Origin of the sequence: Bacillus sp. FSL K6-2944 (assembly GCF_038005385.1) — a bacterium.
GTDB lineage: Bacteria > Bacillota > Bacilli > Bacillales > Bacillaceae_G > Bacillus_A > Bacillus_A cereus.
This window is the reverse complement of the sequence record NZ_JBBOTE010000002.1, coordinates 1,039,221-1,055,597: the sequence shown is the minus strand read 5'-3', so window position 1 is coordinate 1,055,597 and position 16,377 is coordinate 1,039,221. Positions and strand designations below refer to the sequence as shown.

Here is a 16,377-nt window from a genome sequence, read left to right as displayed (position 1 = left end):
TATATAAGTCCACTATAAAATATCATCATGTATAAATCACTTCGAGATACCCGATAATGTTTGTAAAAAACATAAGGGGAGAAAATACGCTATGTCATATAAAATACAAAAATCACAACCTTTCACAATATCAGATTTACGAAAATTAGAGAAAAAAGAAAAACAAGCTTCTCGTCAACGACGTATTACAGCTGTCCGAATGGTAATGGAAGGATATACAATGGTAGACGTAGCGGCCATACTTGGTATGCATCGTCAAAGCGTTGCTAGTTATGTAAAAAAGTTCAAAGAACATGAACTGGAAGGATTACTTACTCGTAAACAAATCCCAGGTAAAAAGCCGTATTTAACTAAGCAACAACAGGAAGAATTGAAGCAACTCATTTTAAATACAACTCCAGTGGAGTTGCAATTCGGTCAAGAATCTTTCTGGAATACACGCAATATCCAATACATCATCAAAGAGAAATTTACGATTTGTATGTCACGTGAAGGCATCCGTAAAATGTTACATCGGATGAATTTTTCCTATACAAATGCTACTTATGTATTAAAAAAAGCGAATAAAGAAAAACAAATACAGTTTCAAAAACAATTAGATATGATAAAAAAAACTTAATTGATGAAAATACTGTACTCTTGTATCAAGATGAATGTCACTTTAGAGATAGTCAAACCGTTCATGCTACATGGTTTGCAAAGGGGAAGCAAAAGAAAATTGCAGTATTAGGAAAGCGTATTTCAACATCTTTATTCGGTACAATTGATGCAATCACTGGTAAATTTCTCTGTACAACAGCAGAACGCTGTAATGCTGAAACGTTTCAGCACTTTTTAACATATGTGTTAAAAGAATATAAAAATAAGCACGTCGTGCTTGTATTAGATAATGCAAGGTATCATCATGCTAAATTACTGAAATCCTTTTTACGAGAAAATAACCGCCGTCTAACTTTGCTGTTTTTACCTCCATATTCCCCGAACTTAAATATGATTGAACGTGTATGGAAGGTAATGAAGGAAAATGTATTAGCAAATTGTTATCATGAAACGATGAATCATTTAGTGGATTCAATCTATCAATTTATAGAATCTATTGATAAAAATCCGGATGCAATCCTCAGTCGTATTCAACGTACAGATATGTCGATTTTTTAAAGAGGACTTATATAATTAACACTTTTCAATATATCTCCAATTTCCAAAATCATATTTTTCCACATATAAATTTCACCATTGCTTCAGCTTGAATCAGTTCAAAAATTTCTTTTTCATTTCCCTCATAATTGTTTAACATTCTTAGAATTTTTAAATCCTTTACATCCATGTCACTAACTCCTATCAATTATTTTAGGACTTTCTTTTACATGTTTGCTTCTGAATCCCATACCTCGATAAATTCAAAACCTTTTAAATCACTTTCTAACACTGTATTTCTAAATTCATCTGATACAAAAACGGAAAGAATATGTAATATTTCATTTAGGTAAACTTTAAATATTGTTTGGTTCTTAACCATATTAGGTAAGAATGCGTATTTTTTGAAATCTATTACTAAGCCAGAACGTAGTTTCTTTAGTATAGCTTTCTCATAGTTAATAGCATCTAGTGCATTTAAAACGTTAATTATATAATACACTTCTCCCGTCACATCATGAATTAGGGGAAGAAATTCTACATTATCACCAAGTATAGACTCTAAAAATTTTTTAGCTTTCCCACTAACCATTGGCGTACCAACTTCTCCCCAAAAATGAGGCAAATCACTTTGATTTCCTTCTTCTACACATTTAATACGTATTTCTCCCCATGAATCAGATGCTTTTACTGCCGAGTCAATTTTCCCTTCAAAATACTTTTTAGAATCTTCTTCTAAGTTCAATAGTTGAAAGGATTCATAGTCATCAAATGAACTCTTTAATTCCCAAATTTTCATTTTTACTCTCCTTTGTTATTTTTCTATCCTTCCTTTATCTAAATGTAATTCTATATTCATGATGTTGCTTCTCTCTTTTCCATAGTCTTTACTGACTATAGGAGAACCGCGATTATATACTTAATATTCAATACAGACTCTTTAAAAGGTTTCCTGTGTTCTACCTCAACCTTCAAATAAAGAATATATGTATGATTAAAACTAATTATATTTTTTTACCTTTAAAGGAATAGATATAAAATACAAATCTATAGCATAAATAGTAATCAAAATACCTTTACCTTCATCAGCAAACTTTGATTGATGAAACTTTTCTGAAACTTTTCTTTTTCCCCATTTTTTAGGAAACCATTGAAATCCTGAAAACATATAATTAATCTACCTTTCCATTAAAATTTTGCTAGTTTATTTCTTAACTCTAGCTCTTCAACTGTTTCAAAACCTTTAAAAAATAAACTATCGATTTAATTATGATTAAAAAATACATTGTATTCTTTAGATGCTTTTTCAATCCAAAAACTATTTTTCTTTTTTCCATGATATTCGAAATTCCCCACCATGTTCTTCCGTTTTAATTTTAACCTTATATGTATCATCCTTAGGCACTTTAATATTTTTTTCGCCTTCGCCACTATTAAACTCTAGTATTGTATTATCATTTGAATCCACAACATAAGCAATTATAGTTCCTTGTTTAGTTTTATCATCAAAAGAAAAAATCCAATTCTCACCTTTTTTAACTTTCCTATCTTGAGTTGCAAATCCAGTAAATTTTCTATAATCTCCAGATATACTACCTGATACACTATCTGAAGAACCATGAACTTTACCACCCACAATAGTTCCCTCTCTTGTAAAACAACCACTAAGAATTACTAAACACAAAACAAATAAAATTGTATTTTCAAAAATTTTCACTATCATTACCCCTTCTACTCCCAATAAAATTTTCACCATTAAACTTATAAAAATAACTATAATAAAAAATTATATCCATTAAGATATATATTTTTATTATAGTTATAAATTTCGAATTATTATTTCGAATCTTCACGCAACTTAATTTCATCCTCATTTATGTAACCAGTAAAAATAACTTCTGATATGTATTCATGGTTAAAAAACATATTATATTCAGTTGAAACATTTCCAATAGGATAATAACAAGCCACATAATCCCAAGTTTCCTTAGTTTTTGAATCTTCCTGTTTTCTACCATATATCATCAAAGGTTGCTCCCATGTTTTAAATTTCACAACCGAACCTATTGGAAGTAGTTCTAACTCTAAATTTTGTACCATCTTAGTTTCCCCTTCTTAAAATAGCCTTTTTTATAAGGAAATAAGTGATAGAAAACAACAAACAAGTACCAATTGTACCAAAAACTGCAACCGAAATGTTACCTGCTAATGTTTCATTTGGATCCAATGCATTAGGTAAAATTGTACCAAAAATTGCAATACAAGCTAATATAATCATAAAATATTTAAATTGTTTCACTTTTTTATTCATACTACTTATCTCCTTTATTCCTTAACATTAACTTCTAAACCAAATCCCCATAAACCTCCATCAGGACCAAATGGTGCATGGAATTTGAATCCACTTTTTCCAGCTTCAAAAGATCCCCCGAGTATTCCAAGCGATGCTGATCCCCCAGTTTGTAACTTTTTATCCATAAATGGAATAGGAATTTTTATAGCACTCTCATATTTTACCAGAGTAGCTTCAGCTCCAAAAACAATATCCTCTTGTTCTATTCCAGCTTGAGCTACTGTAAAACTAACCATTTGGTAATAGTTTCATTGATACTTTTACCCCCTAAATATTAAATGAATTTTCCGAATTATAAATCTACTGTTTTTTCTTATTGTCTATACGTTTATAGATATACTCTACTGTAAAGTATGCAATAACATTGCAAATTAGCAGCAAACCTATAAGTAAAAGTTTATCTTCTAACCGTATAGTAGAAGAAGCCCAATTAACAACATAAACATAATACATACAGTAAAATTCAGAATTCTATTTATTGTACGCATACCTTAATTACTCCAGTCTTATATTAATCCCGTTTTTTTGTAAATTTATCATAAAATTTCTCTTGCGCCCACCGTCCGAATTTTAAAAAACATATTAAACCTGCTCCCAAAATGATGAGAACGATAGTTCCTAATAATTTTTCCCACCAATTGTTGAATGGAGTAATCATTAACCCTATAATAGATACGGATATTACGACATAAACTAAAATATATAATGGTTTATACGATGGTGTTTTCATATCATTTTTTCTCCTCATGTTTTTCAAATTTAAAACTACTTCCCACAGTAACCCCCTCTAAAACAGGAACTGTTATACCAGTTTCTTTTCCAACGCTACCTTTCAAACCTATTGCGCCCAATCCCAAATCACCTTTAATTTTCAGGTCTGCATCTCCAATAATTGGCAACAAATCCGGAAAATGTAGCATACTTACTTCTACTTCATACTTAAGTGTAGAAGCTTCCGATGCTGCTTTTAAGGAGTAATCGTCAATACCTGCTATAACTTCTAATGAGCAAAATATATATTGGTTAATTTCACCAAACACATTGTAATATATTATTCCGAACTTTTAAACACTTTATCTTTCTATTGAATATTCTACTTTTACTTGCTTTACAAGATTTTATGCAAAAAAGACCACCAAAAGGCAGTCTCAAAACTCAATCCTATTCACCATCCCTCACTCCACCGCTTTCTCATACAAATACTTCGCAGCGATAATATCTACTACTGCCAAACCAACTGATTTGAAAATAGTAATCTCTTCATCATTTTCGCGTCAGTTTTTCCACCGCTTAAGATTTGTTCAAGTTCGGCGTGGAGATTACTAGTTTTATCGGAATTTGAAGATCATCTGTGTCTAGATCATATTCAATTAAGCAATCCTACAAATGTCTCTTCTTCCTCATCTATAAAACCTACAAATATAATTTCTTCGATATCCTCATGATTAAATACAAATGTATACTCAGGATTAATGTATCCTTCTGGATAAAAACAGCCAATATAATCATACATCACAGGTTCTTTAACCATAAGTTTTTGTTTTCTTCCATAAATCACAATTTTCTTCGTCCCACCTTTTAATAGAACAATAGAACCATTTGGTAAAAACTTTTCTTTAGAAAATGGCATAACTCCCCATCCTTCCTTTATCTAAATGTAATTCTATATTCATGATGTTGCTTCTCCCTTTTCTTTTCCGTAGTCTTTACTGACTATAAGAGAACTGCGATTATATACTTAATATTCAATACAGACTCTTTAAAAGGTTTCATGTGTTCTACCCCCATCTTCTATATGCTTCCTTAAATAATAGTACCTATGGAGTTCCATAATGAAATGAAACAAAATAAACGAAAGCATGGAGTATACACACATTAATACAATTGCTACCATCTTTTGTGTTGCAAAACCAAGACTGATATTAGCAACGAGTTGACCCAATCCTATAAACGCCACTACTCCGAAACCAGAGTTTTTTTTCGATGATTTTGATTTTTTGATTGGTTCCTGAAGTTTTTTAATATGATTTTTATAATAATAATTCAAAGCAAAAATATACAAACCAACCGAAAAAATAAAATAGATGGGAGTTTGTAATCCTAACATTCCATATGCAAACTTTTGGGTTATAACTAATAATCCTACTGAACATACGATGCCAAATACCCCACGAAATAGAGTGTATTGTAATTGCCGCTTCCTAGGATTTATAACAATCCATATTGCCCATACATTTAAAAAAGCAACTGGTGGAACTATTATGTACATATATATCGGTTGAACAGGATTCGCAAAAGCAGGTAAAAGCACAAATATATCTGCTATCCCAATCACAAGAGTAATTATAGTCGATCTTATATCATTTACAGCATAAAGAGCCATATAATATTCAAAAACTTTTTTATTAAAATCTGTATTTTTTTTCATGTTAATTAAACCACCCTGCTACTGTTGACCAAGTTTTTTTCGCGCTCGTTTTCACCATATCCTTAATACTATCATCTTCACCATCACCATCTAAATCAGCATCCCATTTTACACCTTCTTTGAAATATTATTCCCTTCTCGAAAAGAAGATCAATCCATTAATAAGATCTAGGCTTATCGAAAATTGCAAAAAGCCGGAGATTTTGCCAGTGTAGAATCTATTGGGACCCACACCATGCGCAAAACCTTCGGCTATTGGTTCTATAAACAAACAAAAGATGTTGCTATGTTGCAAGAAATACTTAATCACAGTACACCGCAAATCACATTGACTTATATCGGAATCAATAAAGAAGAGAAAGATAATGTACTAAATACATTTTGTATTTAATTCAATTGTAATAAAAAACTATATTTCCAACAATTTCTCACGTAATATCAATTCATTTTCAGTCATGTAACCTCTGTGTAATTCTTCTACAATCTTATCGCAATTAAAGCATAATACTTTTTCATCACCTAAATAACCAACTGGATAAGGAACACCTACATAGTCAAAATCACGTTTATCTGCTGAAATAACCATTCTTCCGATAATCATAATGATTGGTTCTACACCTTCTAGTTTAACAACTGAGCCAATAGGTAATAGTTTCATTTATTTGCTCTCCTTTTTCTTTTTATATCTGAATATAAATTCTAAAATAATTATAAAAGCAAATCCAATAGATAATTGAATGACTGTAAAAAGGATTTTTTCTTTTGAAGAAGCTTCAGGTAAATTCCATATTACTACAAGGGGAATAAGTACCCCAACAATGGTAAGAATCCTTAACAATTTATTCATATTTTGAATTCCCCTATCACATAGGTAATATCATTTCTTGTTAAATTTACTATGTACCAGTTCAAAAAATTTATTTGCACCAAGTGAAATTGCACCAATAATAAGAACCCCAATAATAAAATAAATCTTTTTAAATAAACTGTAAGGAGATAAAATAGCAACTACAAGAAGTATTATAATTGCAACGAATGTGACTAATTTTCCAACTTTAAATGCTTGCATATCAGCTTTCCTCTTTCTTTGGTTTTTCAAATTTGATAAATCCTCCAAGGCCAAACTCTTCCCCGAAGTATCCCCCGGTTTCAGCTCCAAGCTTTACTTTATAACCGAATGTACCTAATCCTAATTCCCCTTTTGCTATTACATCATGGTCTCCTATAAATGGAACGAAATCTGGGATATGAAAAAGATTTAACTCTGCTTCATATTTGTTAGCAGTAAGTTCCGATGCAATTTTTAATGTATATTGATCCACACCTGTTGTAAAGTTTGCTTCGCCAAACTTTTGAGTAATGGTTAACTCTTGCGGAGTAAACCTAATAGGTCCAATGGGCCCAATAAAAGTAGTAATTGGAACCTTTATTTTTGTTATTTTAAAGGAGTTTTCTAAAGCAGATCCCTCTATTTTTGCTCCAATAATATTTCCAGCCATTAAATCATCTTTAGCAGCATCAAAAGAAAAAGGCACATTTACATCTATTTTTCCAGATAAAGCTTTCATGTTCCACTCGCTGTTATTACCAAGAGGCTCCTTACCATCAATCACAGAACCTTCTAAAACTCCTCCAACACGATCTCCATCTTTCCATTCTGCTTTACCTGTAAAATATTTAATGTTATCCTTATCATCTTTTTTAGTTCCTGCCTGTGCTATTTTATCAGCTTCATGAGTTCTCTTTTCTGTAATTTTTTGAATAGATGTTGTCCATCCCATGTTCAATACTTGCGTACTAAATGTACCGCTGACAACACTAAATCCCTTCCCACTTTGAACTTCCGCAAGACCTGCAGCAATACTAGTTGCTAATTGAAGTGCTGTACTATAATTATTACTAGAGTTCTGATTGAATTGATACAAATGATCCAGCTTTTCTTGCAGTTTTTGCCTCATAACAATAAAAAGATTTACCATGGCATCCATACCCGGCATTGGCATAGCTTGATTGACAGCTTCCATACTTGTTTTCATTCGGTCAATTTCCCGAATTTGTTCTAATATCTCTTGTTCAATTACATCTGTGGAAGCGACTTGTGATTGAAATTGACTTGGAAAAGCACCATTCTGACGGATTAATTCTTCACACAAATAAATAATTCCTTGTGCCAAAGGTCGAAAAGTTTGTACAAAAAATGCTTTTGCACTGCTATATGTTTGCCCCTGTAACACAGTATCAGTTGCAAAAGCATCAATCGACTGAATTGCTTGTTCCATACCTTGAATGGTGGCCGTACATACAGCATTCATGCTTTGAGTTTGACTTTGTACTTCTCCCAAATACATATTTAAACTCATGCATTGACCTCCCTTGCTAATTGTTGTTGTTGATAGGAAAGATCATTTTCTAAATCACTAAGATCTCGTTTCTCTTTAAACAATGTTTCTTTTTGGCTTTCCAATTCAAATGTAAGTTTTCGTTCGATGTATTGTGCTTCTTGACGAATATCCATAAAAAACAATGACATTTCTCTATCTTTATGCCAAGTTCCTAAAATACGATCAAACAAACGATGGTTTTGATTCTTCCATACATGAAAATCTTCTTCTACTTTTTCCTGTTTTTGAATCGCAGATTGATTTCGGTCTTGTTCTTCAAATACACTTCGTAACTTTTGATTTACTTGATTAATTTGTTTTTCAATATGTTGACTCATCTTTTTCCTCCTACTATTTTACTTTACGTAGGTTGTCACATTAGCGAAAAGTGTTGTGAAGTTCATTATCCATTCTCTCAAATTCATTAGATACCGAATGAATATTATCAACCGCTTGTTGAAAGGCAGCGGAAAATTGTTTCGTCAAGTCTAAAACTTGCTGATTCGCTTCTTGTGCTTTGAAGTTAACAGATAATGTTGTACGCGTCGCTTTTGTTATGGAACGACTTGTTGCACTTTGAATCCTATCAGAGGCTGATCCCATTTTCGTAGCAATTTGCGTTGCTGTTTGTAAATTACTTTGAAATTGTCCCATTCTTTCAAACCCTTTCTATAAGTTTTCCAAATGCATCAAAGAAATCTCATTAAATATATATCCCTATCAATATCACTCGCTCTAGGCATGCAATCAAATGAGCCATACACTATAAGCTGTATGGCTCATTTGAAATGCCTGTTATATAGAGTATGACAATTTTTATTTCAAACCGAAATTACGTGATAATTCTTCATCATGAGAAGCAACAGCTTCTGCAGTTTTATTAAGCTGCATATTAATTTCTTGTAATAGCTGTGCGAAGTTTTGTACTTTTGGCTTTAATTGATTGAACTGTTGGTCAAAACCTTCAAAAGCACGACCTTCCCATTCTCCTCTTAATTCATTTTGTAAATTTTGTAGTTGACTTAAAATGTCCTCAATTTGATTTGCACCTTGTCCATATCGAGCCGCTTTCGATTTAAGCTCCTCTGGTGACATACGAATTTGTCCAGCCATTTTCATTTCCCCTTTAATACATAATGAGCAAAATATATATTGGTTAATTTTACTAAATATATTATAATGTATTATTTTGAACTTTAAAACATTTTATCTTTCTATTGAATATTAGAATATTAATATTCAACTTTTTCTTACTTTAAAAGATTTTATGCAAAAAAGACCACCAAAAGGCAGTCCCTCAAAACGGTTCTGGTGCAAAAAAGCGAAATGATTTGAAAATGCTCTTTCAAACTTGGCAATACTGGTGCTATTACTAAAAAAAGGTGTGTGATCAGTATGGAAAAAGAAAATATATTCAAATGGAAACAGTATCAGCCTGATATCATTGTATTAACCGTACGTTGGTACCTGCGGTACAACTTAAGTCTTCGTGATTTAGTGGAAATGATGGAGGAAAGAGGATTATTCTTAGTACATACAACAATTATGCGATGGGTGCATCAATATGGACCAGAATTAAATGAGCGTATTCGAAAACATTTGAAACCAACCAATGATTCTTGGCGTGTGGATGAAACATACATCAAAATCAAAGGAGAGAAAATGTACTTATATCGCGCGATTGATTCTGAAGGAAACACGATTGATTTTTATTTAAGTCGTAAAAGAGATGCGAAGGCTGCCAAACGTTTTCTAAAGAAAGCCTTGGCTTCTGTTCATGCCACAAAACCTCGTTCGATAACTGCTGATGGCGATAAAGCCTATCCTGTTGCAGTACGTGAACTAAAGGAAGAAAAGTGTATACCACACGGTATACCACTTCGTGTAAAAAAATACTTAAACAATATCATTGAGCAAGATCATCGGTTTATCAAAAAACGGATTCGGAATATGCTAGGATTGAAATCATTCCCTACAGCTATAAAAATGATTACTGGAATAGAAGCTATGCATATGATCAAAAAAGGACAAACTCTCCAAGGGGAGAAGTCTGTCCAAAAGCAGATATATCTTATCAATGAACTCTTTGGTTTAACAGCATAAAGTTCCATTCCGTTAGGAATCTTCTATTCTTTTTTCACATTCCACTATTGTTGCACCAGAACCTTAAAAACCATAAAAAAATATAACAATCATCGAGTAAAACTATTATAGCATCAATAAATAGAGTTTTTATATGCATTTTTACATATATATAGATTTATTTACGTTTTATCTATATAGTTAAATTGTCTGTTTCTTGTTTTAATTCGTTTGTTTATTTTGAGTGCTCCAGCAATGGAGCCTTTTTTTATGCAATAAAACATTTTCTTAGCATTACTTAGTTGATCTATATTAACTTTACCCTCTTAAATTATATCTATATTTTACCAAATAATCATATGAATAACTAATTTTTTCTAATAATCTAGTGCATTGATAATTTTAAGGTTAGTTGTTAATACCCATAGAAAAATTCATTATGCAATGAAAATTGAGAAATCAAGAATTATAAAAAACTTATAGTATCTTTTGGAAAAGTATATTTAAAATTTGTATATTAATATGTTATAATTTAATTTCTAAAACTACCAAAAAAGGACTGCCAGTAATGGTGGTCCTTTTTTATATTGGTGAGATTGTACTAGTATGATAGAATAGGATTAACTGTATATTGTGAGGGTGATTGGTTATCCCTTCTTTCCATTTGGAAGGAAAGGGGGTGATATACCTATGGAGTTTTTGTTTGAGCTTCTAAAAGAATTTGTGAAAGCCATTGTACGTGAAGTGTCTGCGTATGTTTTTAGGAAACAAATTTTAGAAAAAGATAACAAAAAACCCACTCCTCGTCGCCGTCGGAAGCAAAAGGGTGGGTTTCGTAAAAAATAAATGATATAACCACCACCCTGACGGTAGCAGTTATTAGAAGAGATGTTAGCGCATCTCTTCTTTTATTATATACACAAGCTATTACTGTAATACTACTACAGTAATTATATCAAACGTACATAAAAAATCAATGAGCACGTAATAGATATAATGTACAGAAGAAAAGAAACCCAAGTGAGTCTTTTTTCAATTTATTACATCCCTAATTGATTGTAAATTGATTTGAATACGTGAATTCACCACGATATTTAATTGCAGCTACATAAGTACCACTTGTATAGCTATCTGTGATAGGGGTTTGCCAAATTTCTGTTCCAGGAATAAATTCTGGTTCTATTGTTTGGAATCGTTCTAGGGTACCATTTGTGTGGATTTTAAAAATTTTCATTTGCGCACCAAAATGTTCTCTACCAAAGTGCTGTGTTAAGTAAAATGTATCACCAGTTATTAAATTCCCAATCTTCCAATCTGGTTGATATGTACTTTCCTCTGAATTTTGTAAATCCACAATGGTTTTAAATCCCCAATCATCATTAAGTGGATCTGAGTAAGCTGCAGCTGCTTGTGAGGTAGGCTTACTCATTTCTATTGCAGTAAAACCGCTAAAAGTTAACGCCCCAATTAATGCTAATTTTCCTAACTTCATTATTGTTTCCCCCCTATTAATTTTTGTAATTTTTAAAACCAGAAATCATACACACATAATAATATAATTCACTGTATAATATTTCAAATAATTTCTAAAAAAAGTTATAAATACAAAAGAAAGACACCAAAAGGGGCCTTTCTCCGACTTGAACCACTTTAATTTTAATAATATGTATTGGACTCCCATCCGAATATTGTTTTAACGTATTTATCCATATTTTGTTTGCGAAAAAATGAAAAGCATAATATCTTATTACTGCTTGTTCATAGCTTTTATCTGTTATAAACATATTCAGTAGTCATGAAGTCATTAGGGAAGTCGTTGATCACTTTCTTCATAACGTTTAGTTCTTCCTGAGATTTGAGTTCAATACCATTTATATAATCAAATACCTTAGATTGTTCATCTGCTACGTAATTCTGTGTCATGTAATCATCTTGGAAGTCTTTCTTTGCTTTTTCTTTAACGGCATTCATAGCATTTATAAAAAAATTGTACTGTGTAGAATTATTTCACTGTACCAAATATTCGAATTTACTAAACAGTTAGAATGAATACGATTAGTTATATAATTGAAAATAAAATTGTTAAACAAATGTTGAGAAATAACAAATTTCAATTTCCATTATATTCTATATTTGCTATTATTTAACGTAAGACTATTCAGAAAAGGAAGGGATTATATGCGTGTTCCAGTGAAGGGGAATGAACAGATTTCAAAATTATTTAATGACTGGTATCAAGCTATACTACAACATCAAAATGTACAAGCAACAAACTTAAAACAAGAAGTTGAAGATAAGCTTTCCAGTATAAAAGAAGATAAAAATTTATTATTATACTATTCATTATTAGACTTTAGATATAAAGTACTAACCGATGGACTTAACATTACAAAAGATAGCTTTAATGAAATTAACTCCTTTGATATACCTGATAGTAGTTTTTCATCCTATTATTATCACTTCTTCAAAGCTATTCACAGCACAATTCTTGCAGACTATAATGAAGCAAAAGAATATTTTGAGAAGGTGAAAAAACTTTTAATGTACGCAATGAATGAAGTAGAAGAAGCTGAATTTAATTACCGTTTAGCTTCATTTTATTATCAAATCTATAAACCGCTTTTAGCTATTGATTACATACGAATAGCTAAAGATATTTTCTCTAAACAAACAGGCTATAAAATTAATGTAGCATTATGTGACAATGTTTTTGGATTAGCTTGTATAGATTTAAGGCAATTTGAACAAGCCGAAGAAAGTTTTAACACTGCCATAGATATTCTAAAAAGTAAAAATGAAAGAACATTGTTACTACGTGTTAGAAATAACATTGGACTATTATATGCAAATCAAAATCTATCCTCTTTAGCAATTCGTCACTTATCAGAGGTTACAGAAAATATACCAAATCACTTTAAAGCCCTATATTTACAAGCAGATGAAAATTTAAAATTAGGCGAAACGACAGTAGCATCTCAACTCATCGAAAAGGGCTTAAACATTTGCAATGAATTAGCAAATAAAGAATATCAATATCGCTTTAAAATCTTAGAAAAATTGAACAACACGTCTAACACTACAGAATTAGAAGCTGTTGTATTAGCAGGAGTTTCATACTTTAAAAAAGAAGAGTTATGGGATTGCATTGAAGAATATGCAGAACGATTAGCGAATAAATTTTATGCAGAGGAACATCATGTGAAGGCTAGTAAATATTTTTATATGAGTAATGAAGCAAAGAAAAAACTATTAGCTAAAGGGGCGTTAAAGTAATGAAAAAGTTTGGATTAACAATAGCAGGTTTAACGTTAGCTGGAATTATGACTTTTGGTATAAGTAACAACTTAGAATTTTCGGCATTAAACAAAGGTGACACACCTGCACCACAAAGACCTGATTTAGCATTTAGTGATGGGCATATCGGTACTTCTCCAGAATATACACATGGAGAAGGGTGGTCTTCATCTTACACACACGGGGAGCCTTGGGGTATAGCTGATGGTAATACTGGTGCACCTACTTACGATCATGGAAGACCGCCTGCACCACAAGCTTAATTGTTCCGCAAAGAAAGTCATACTACTTGTATGGCTTTTTCTTTATTTTAGTTACTTAAGCCCTACATTTTTATCTGATTTGCTTTTGCTGGTGTAGAAGAGGGAAAAGATATAGAAGCATAAATTGAAACTTTAATCAGCCCCCACCTAATTTCTTTGCTTTCGCTGAATTTTGAGGTGGGGATCTTACTGCCCGTTAATGCGGGATAAAAGAAAACCGCCTGAAATGATATGTACTTGAATAGTAGTACATAAAAAATACAAATAACAATAAATTAAATATCGTTAAAACAAAAAGGAGATGTCCCAGGCATGGTACTAGGACATCTCCTTTACTTATCTAAATTCTACAAAGCACTATCAATTAAACAATTATTAAATATATCTTCTATCTAAAACATCGTATTATCATTAGCTGCTTCACTTGGAATCTCTTGAATTACATCCCAGTGTTCAACAATCTTTCCATCCTTGATACGAAATATATCCACTATAGCAACTCCCTTATCTTGAGAATTAGTACGAGAATGTACATGAAGAGCAACTGTATCCCCTTCAGCTACTACACGTTTAATCTCTGCAGAGGAATTAGGATTTTTAACAAAATCATCCTTAAAGAAATCCATGAAGGCTTTTCGTCCATCAGCAACAAAAGGATTATGTTGCTTATAATCTTCGCTAACATATTTAAGGATAATATCGATATTATGTTTGTTAAAAACTTCATTATAGAAATCAACTACCATCTTTTTATTCTTTTCATTTTCTTTCACTTCTTTTGATACAGAAGCAACATTCTCGCTCTTTATTGAGTTTCCTTTGTTATTACCGGTGGAAGCTTGATATACCAAAGTCGAAACTACTCCTAAAATAAATACAGAAATAATTGTTATGATTAAACTTTTCTCTAATTTCATATATACCTACCTCTTCTACTTAAATAAGTTTTCTTCTATAAAAAGTTTGAAGAAGGAGAAACCTTCCCAAAAATGTAATGTCAGGGGTAATGTTAGGAATTTCATTTATCCTAACCTCCCCCTATACAAGGCATATTAGAAACGATTAACTCTAACTTAATACCTCATTAACAGTTGCACTGTCCACAATTTGAATAAACTTCTTAACCTTATCGTTCTCATCAAACTTATAAAGGTGACAAAAATCTGCTATGAACGATTTCCCTGTAGCTTTATATGTCCCACTATATTTTCCATACACGATAACAGTATTGTTATTAAAAGCATAAATTTCATCTTTAGCGCTATAGTCATCCCATTCTGTGCCAAGACGTTCATGTACGTTTTTCACTACTTCATCTGGACCTATATAAGTACCTGCATATGGAAACCCAGCAGCTTCTGTCCAAGATACATTTTCACTTAAATACGTTTTGAACGTATCCAATTTCCCTTCGCCAGTTAACACATACGTTTCATGTAATAGTTTTTGATATTTATTCATATCATTAACCCCAAGGCATTTCTTTTGTTACAACTTTTGCACTTAATTCTAATACACCTTTATTTACATAGCCTGGATATGCTGCTTCAAGTTTTGCCACAAAATCTTTTGAAGTTCCACTTTCCTCAGAAGCTTGAACCGCCGTTCTTAGATAATCCATTGTCGCAGTAAGTGCTTGATTATTTAGGGATTTTTCGATTGATCCATGGCTAGGCACAATTATGTCAGCATGTAATGCTTGTAATACTTTCAAGTTCTCAATCCATGCCTCCATAGCCGCTTTTGAGCTAGTATCCGCTAAGAATACATGTATTTCGTTAAATACATCGATACCACCAATTAATACTTTTAGTTCTTTATTAAATAGGCTAGTTCTGTAATGATCTAAGCCTACTAGTTCAAATGTTAACCCCTGAAAATCAATCGCTTTTTCTTTAAATACTTGAGGTAATACCACGTTACTTGGTGCATTTTCTCCAAGGGCGTCTTTCCAAACTTTTAATTTCCCTAAGACAGAATGAACGATATGTTCAACAGTAGACTCTGTTGCATACGCTATAGCTTCTGGGTAAACGGCTTTAATGCTCTCTAATCCAAAGTAGTAGTCTGGATCCCCATGAATAATAAAGATTTTATCTAAAGATAAGTTATTTTTTTTCAGATACTCAACAATTTCTTTCGAATCAGACTGAGTAAATTTTGAGTTTATTAAAAATGCATGTCCTGCTTTCTCAACTAATGTTGCTGTGACCATAAAGCTTTTTTCATCCGAACTAAACACCGTTAATTTCACATCTTGTTGATTTGTATCGATTGTTTTAAACATAGTATGTTATTCTCCTTTTGTTAAAGTTATGAACTAATTATCATATTTTTATCTTGTTCCGATAAAGTGAAACTTTAATCAGTGGGGGTTTTGTTCATCCCCCACTGATTATTAGCCCACACCAATCGGACTTTTACGGACAGTTGATCCCC

Annotated in this window: 27 protein-coding genes and 3 pseudogenes; 7 read left to right on the top strand and 23 right to left on the bottom strand. The window is 31.8% G+C overall.

What is annotated here, in order from left to right; genetic code table 11:
* The first annotated feature begins 91 nt into the window (after positions 1 to 91).
* Both MHH55_RS26535 and MHH55_RS26530 read left to right on the top strand, forming a co-directional pair.
* Positions 92 to 619, top strand: a complete 528-nt coding sequence (locus tag MHH55_RS26535; protein WP_078188213.1) for a helix-turn-helix domain-containing protein — start codon at positions 92 to 94, stop codon at positions 617 to 619.
* A gap of 20 nt (positions 620 to 639) precedes the next feature.
* The gene (locus MHH55_RS26530) at positions 640 to 1,158 is read left to right on the top strand and encodes an IS630 family transposase (RefSeq protein ID WP_078188212.1); all 519 of its coding nucleotides are present in this window, start codon (positions 640 to 642) and stop codon (positions 1,156 to 1,158) included.
* 205 nt (positions 1,159 to 1,363) lie between these two features.
* Here MHH55_RS26530 and MHH55_RS26525 read toward each other — a convergent pair whose 3' ends face one another.
* The 11 genes and pseudogenes from MHH55_RS26525 to MHH55_RS26475 form a co-directional block, all read right to left on the bottom strand.
* A complete protein-coding gene (locus MHH55_RS26525; RefSeq protein ID WP_078187709.1) occupies positions 1,364 to 1,936 on the bottom strand; it encodes an imm11 family protein in 573 nt (190 codons plus the stop codon).
* A 201-nt stretch (positions 1,937 to 2,137) separates the two neighbouring features.
* A complete protein-coding gene (locus MHH55_RS26520; RefSeq protein ID WP_000490949.1) occupies positions 2,138 to 2,305 on the bottom strand; it encodes a hypothetical protein in 168 nt (55 codons plus the stop codon).
* 150 nt (positions 2,306 to 2,455) lie between these two features.
* On the bottom strand, positions 2,456 to 2,893 hold the full coding sequence (locus tag MHH55_RS26515; protein ID WP_130055411.1) for a hypothetical protein: 438 nt from the start codon (positions 2,891 to 2,893) through the stop codon (positions 2,456 to 2,458).
* A gap of 80 nt (positions 2,894 to 2,973) precedes the next feature.
* Positions 2,974 to 3,237, bottom strand: a complete 264-nt coding sequence (locus MHH55_RS26510; RefSeq protein WP_001988756.1) for a DUF4176 domain-containing protein — start codon at positions 3,235 to 3,237, stop codon at positions 2,974 to 2,976.
* A gap of 1 nt (position 3,238) precedes the next feature.
* Positions 3,239 to 3,448 (bottom strand): hypothetical protein, encoded by a 210-nt coding sequence (locus MHH55_RS26505; protein ID WP_001036924.1) that lies wholly within the window; start codon positions 3,446 to 3,448, stop codon positions 3,239 to 3,241.
* Positions 3,449 to 3,462: 14 nt separating this feature from the next.
* Complete coding sequence (locus MHH55_RS26500; RefSeq protein WP_071740883.1) at positions 3,463 to 3,726, bottom strand: hypothetical protein; 264 nt, start codon at positions 3,724 to 3,726, stop codon at positions 3,463 to 3,465.
* Positions 3,727 to 4,001: 275 nt separating this feature from the next.
* Positions 4,002 to 4,220 (bottom strand): hypothetical protein, encoded by a 219-nt coding sequence (locus MHH55_RS26495; protein WP_000856858.1) that lies wholly within the window; start codon positions 4,218 to 4,220, stop codon positions 4,002 to 4,004.
* 1 nt (position 4,221) lies between these two features.
* On the bottom strand, positions 4,222 to 4,530 hold the full coding sequence (locus MHH55_RS26490; RefSeq protein ID WP_078187710.1) for a hypothetical protein: 309 nt from the start codon (positions 4,528 to 4,530) through the stop codon (positions 4,222 to 4,224).
* A 135-nt stretch (positions 4,531 to 4,665) separates the two neighbouring features.
* Positions 4,666 to 4,820: pseudogene (locus tag MHH55_RS26485) on the bottom strand (ornithine cyclodeaminase family protein); the annotation flags it as partial.
* A gap of 36 nt (positions 4,821 to 4,856) precedes the next feature.
* Positions 4,857 to 5,120, bottom strand: coding sequence for a DUF4176 domain-containing protein (locus MHH55_RS26480; protein WP_050821693.1), 264 nt, complete (start codon positions 5,118 to 5,120; stop codon positions 4,857 to 4,859).
* Positions 5,121 to 5,249: 129 nt separating this feature from the next.
* The gene (locus MHH55_RS26475) at positions 5,250 to 5,918 is read right to left on the bottom strand and encodes a hypothetical protein (protein ID WP_000742398.1); all 669 of its coding nucleotides are present in this window, start codon (positions 5,916 to 5,918) and stop codon (positions 5,250 to 5,252) included.
* Between the two features lie 127 nt (positions 5,919 to 6,045).
* Here MHH55_RS26475 and MHH55_RS26470 point away from each other — a divergent pair.
* Positions 6,046 to 6,309, top strand: a pseudogene (locus MHH55_RS26470) (tyrosine-type recombinase/integrase); the annotation flags it as partial.
* A gap of 18 nt (positions 6,310 to 6,327) precedes the next feature.
* Here MHH55_RS26470 and MHH55_RS26465 read toward each other — a convergent pair.
* The 7 genes from MHH55_RS26465 to MHH55_RS26435 all read right to left on the bottom strand — a co-directional run bounded on the left by MHH55_RS26465 (position 6,328) and on the right by MHH55_RS26435 (position 9,412).
* The gene (locus tag MHH55_RS26465; RefSeq protein WP_000771612.1) at positions 6,328 to 6,576 is read right to left on the bottom strand and encodes a DUF4176 domain-containing protein; all 249 of its coding nucleotides are present in this window, start codon (positions 6,574 to 6,576) and stop codon (positions 6,328 to 6,330) included.
* Positions 6,577 to 6,765, bottom strand: coding sequence for a hypothetical protein (locus MHH55_RS26460; RefSeq protein ID WP_001037837.1), 189 nt, complete (start codon positions 6,763 to 6,765; stop codon positions 6,577 to 6,579).
* 30 nt (positions 6,766 to 6,795) lie between these two features.
* Positions 6,796 to 6,987, bottom strand: a complete 192-nt coding sequence (locus tag MHH55_RS26455) for a hypothetical protein (RefSeq protein ID WP_001147556.1) — start codon at positions 6,985 to 6,987, stop codon at positions 6,796 to 6,798.
* Between the two features lies 1 nt (position 6,988).
* On the bottom strand, positions 6,989 to 8,278 hold the full coding sequence (locus MHH55_RS26450; RefSeq protein WP_071740884.1) for a T7SS effector LXG polymorphic toxin: 1,290 nt from the start codon (positions 8,276 to 8,278) through the stop codon (positions 6,989 to 6,991).
* The gene (locus MHH55_RS26445; RefSeq protein ID WP_071740885.1) at positions 8,275 to 8,637 is read right to left on the bottom strand and encodes a DUF3958 family protein; all 363 of its coding nucleotides are present in this window, start codon (positions 8,635 to 8,637) and stop codon (positions 8,275 to 8,277) included. Before MHH55_RS26445 ends, MHH55_RS26450 begins: the two co-directional genes overlap by 4 nt.
* Before the next feature lie 40 nt (positions 8,638 to 8,677).
* A complete protein-coding gene (locus tag MHH55_RS26440) occupies positions 8,678 to 8,953 on the bottom strand; it encodes a TIGR04197 family type VII secretion effector (protein WP_000529667.1) in 276 nt (91 codons plus the stop codon).
* 162 nt (positions 8,954 to 9,115) lie between these two features.
* Positions 9,116 to 9,412 carry a WXG100 family type VII secretion target gene (locus MHH55_RS26435; RefSeq protein WP_000918591.1) on the bottom strand — a complete coding sequence of 99 codons (297 nt, stop codon included), beginning with the start codon at positions 9,410 to 9,412 and terminating at the stop codon, positions 9,116 to 9,118.
* Between the two features lie 282 nt (positions 9,413 to 9,694).
* Here MHH55_RS26435 and MHH55_RS26430 point away from each other — a divergent pair, with 282 nt between their 5' ends.
* Together MHH55_RS26430 and MHH55_RS26425 are read left to right on the top strand one after the other, a co-directional pair.
* Positions 9,695 to 10,402 carry an IS6 family transposase gene (locus MHH55_RS26430; RefSeq protein ID WP_100910607.1) on the top strand — a complete coding sequence of 236 codons (708 nt, stop codon included), beginning with the start codon at positions 9,695 to 9,697 and terminating at the stop codon, positions 10,400 to 10,402.
* Positions 10,403 to 11,071: 669 nt separating this feature from the next.
* Positions 11,072 to 11,227, top strand: a complete 156-nt coding sequence (locus tag MHH55_RS26425; RefSeq protein WP_165362282.1) for a hypothetical protein — start codon at positions 11,072 to 11,074, stop codon at positions 11,225 to 11,227.
* 202 nt (positions 11,228 to 11,429) lie between these two features.
* Here MHH55_RS26425 and MHH55_RS26420 read toward each other — a convergent pair whose 3' ends face one another.
* Both MHH55_RS26420 and MHH55_RS26415 read right to left on the bottom strand, forming a co-directional pair.
* Positions 11,430 to 11,873: a DUF5065 family protein gene (locus MHH55_RS26420; protein ID WP_000765890.1), complete on the bottom strand. Its 444-nt coding sequence runs from the start codon at positions 11,871 to 11,873 to the stop codon at positions 11,430 to 11,432.
* A 255-nt stretch (positions 11,874 to 12,128) separates the two neighbouring features.
* Positions 12,129 to 12,355, bottom strand: a pseudogene (locus tag MHH55_RS26415) (hypothetical protein); the annotation flags it as partial.
* Positions 12,356 to 12,559: 204 nt separating this feature from the next.
* Between MHH55_RS26415 and MHH55_RS26410 the strand changes: the two are divergent.
* Positions 12,560 to 13,654, top strand: a complete 1,095-nt coding sequence (locus MHH55_RS26410) for a response regulator aspartate phosphatase (RefSeq protein WP_078187156.1) — start codon at positions 12,560 to 12,562, stop codon at positions 13,652 to 13,654.
* Positions 13,654 to 13,938: a hypothetical protein gene (locus MHH55_RS26405; protein ID WP_071740888.1), complete on the top strand. Its 285-nt coding sequence runs from the start codon at positions 13,654 to 13,656 to the stop codon at positions 13,936 to 13,938. Before MHH55_RS26410 ends, MHH55_RS26405 begins: the two co-directional genes overlap by 1 nt.
* A 392-nt stretch (positions 13,939 to 14,330) precedes the next feature.
* On the opposite strand, the gene MHH55_RS26400 is transcribed toward MHH55_RS26405, so the two are convergent.
* The 3 genes from MHH55_RS26400 to MHH55_RS26390 all read right to left on the bottom strand — a co-directional run bounded on the left by MHH55_RS26400 (position 14,331) and on the right by MHH55_RS26390 (position 16,225).
* Positions 14,331 to 14,855, bottom strand: a complete 525-nt coding sequence (locus MHH55_RS26400) for a nuclear transport factor 2 family protein (protein ID WP_071740889.1) — start codon at positions 14,853 to 14,855, stop codon at positions 14,331 to 14,333.
* A 151-nt stretch (positions 14,856 to 15,006) separates the two neighbouring features.
* Positions 15,007 to 15,399 carry a nuclear transport factor 2 family protein gene (locus MHH55_RS26395; protein ID WP_001046381.1) on the bottom strand — a complete coding sequence of 131 codons (393 nt, stop codon included), beginning with the start codon at positions 15,397 to 15,399 and terminating at the stop codon, positions 15,007 to 15,009.
* Between the two features lie 4 nt (positions 15,400 to 15,403).
* Positions 15,404 to 16,225 carry a cytoplasmic protein gene (locus tag MHH55_RS26390; RefSeq protein WP_078187157.1) on the bottom strand — a complete coding sequence of 274 codons (822 nt, stop codon included), beginning with the start codon at positions 16,223 to 16,225 and terminating at the stop codon, positions 15,404 to 15,406.
* Positions 16,226 to 16,377 lie beyond the last annotated feature (152 nt).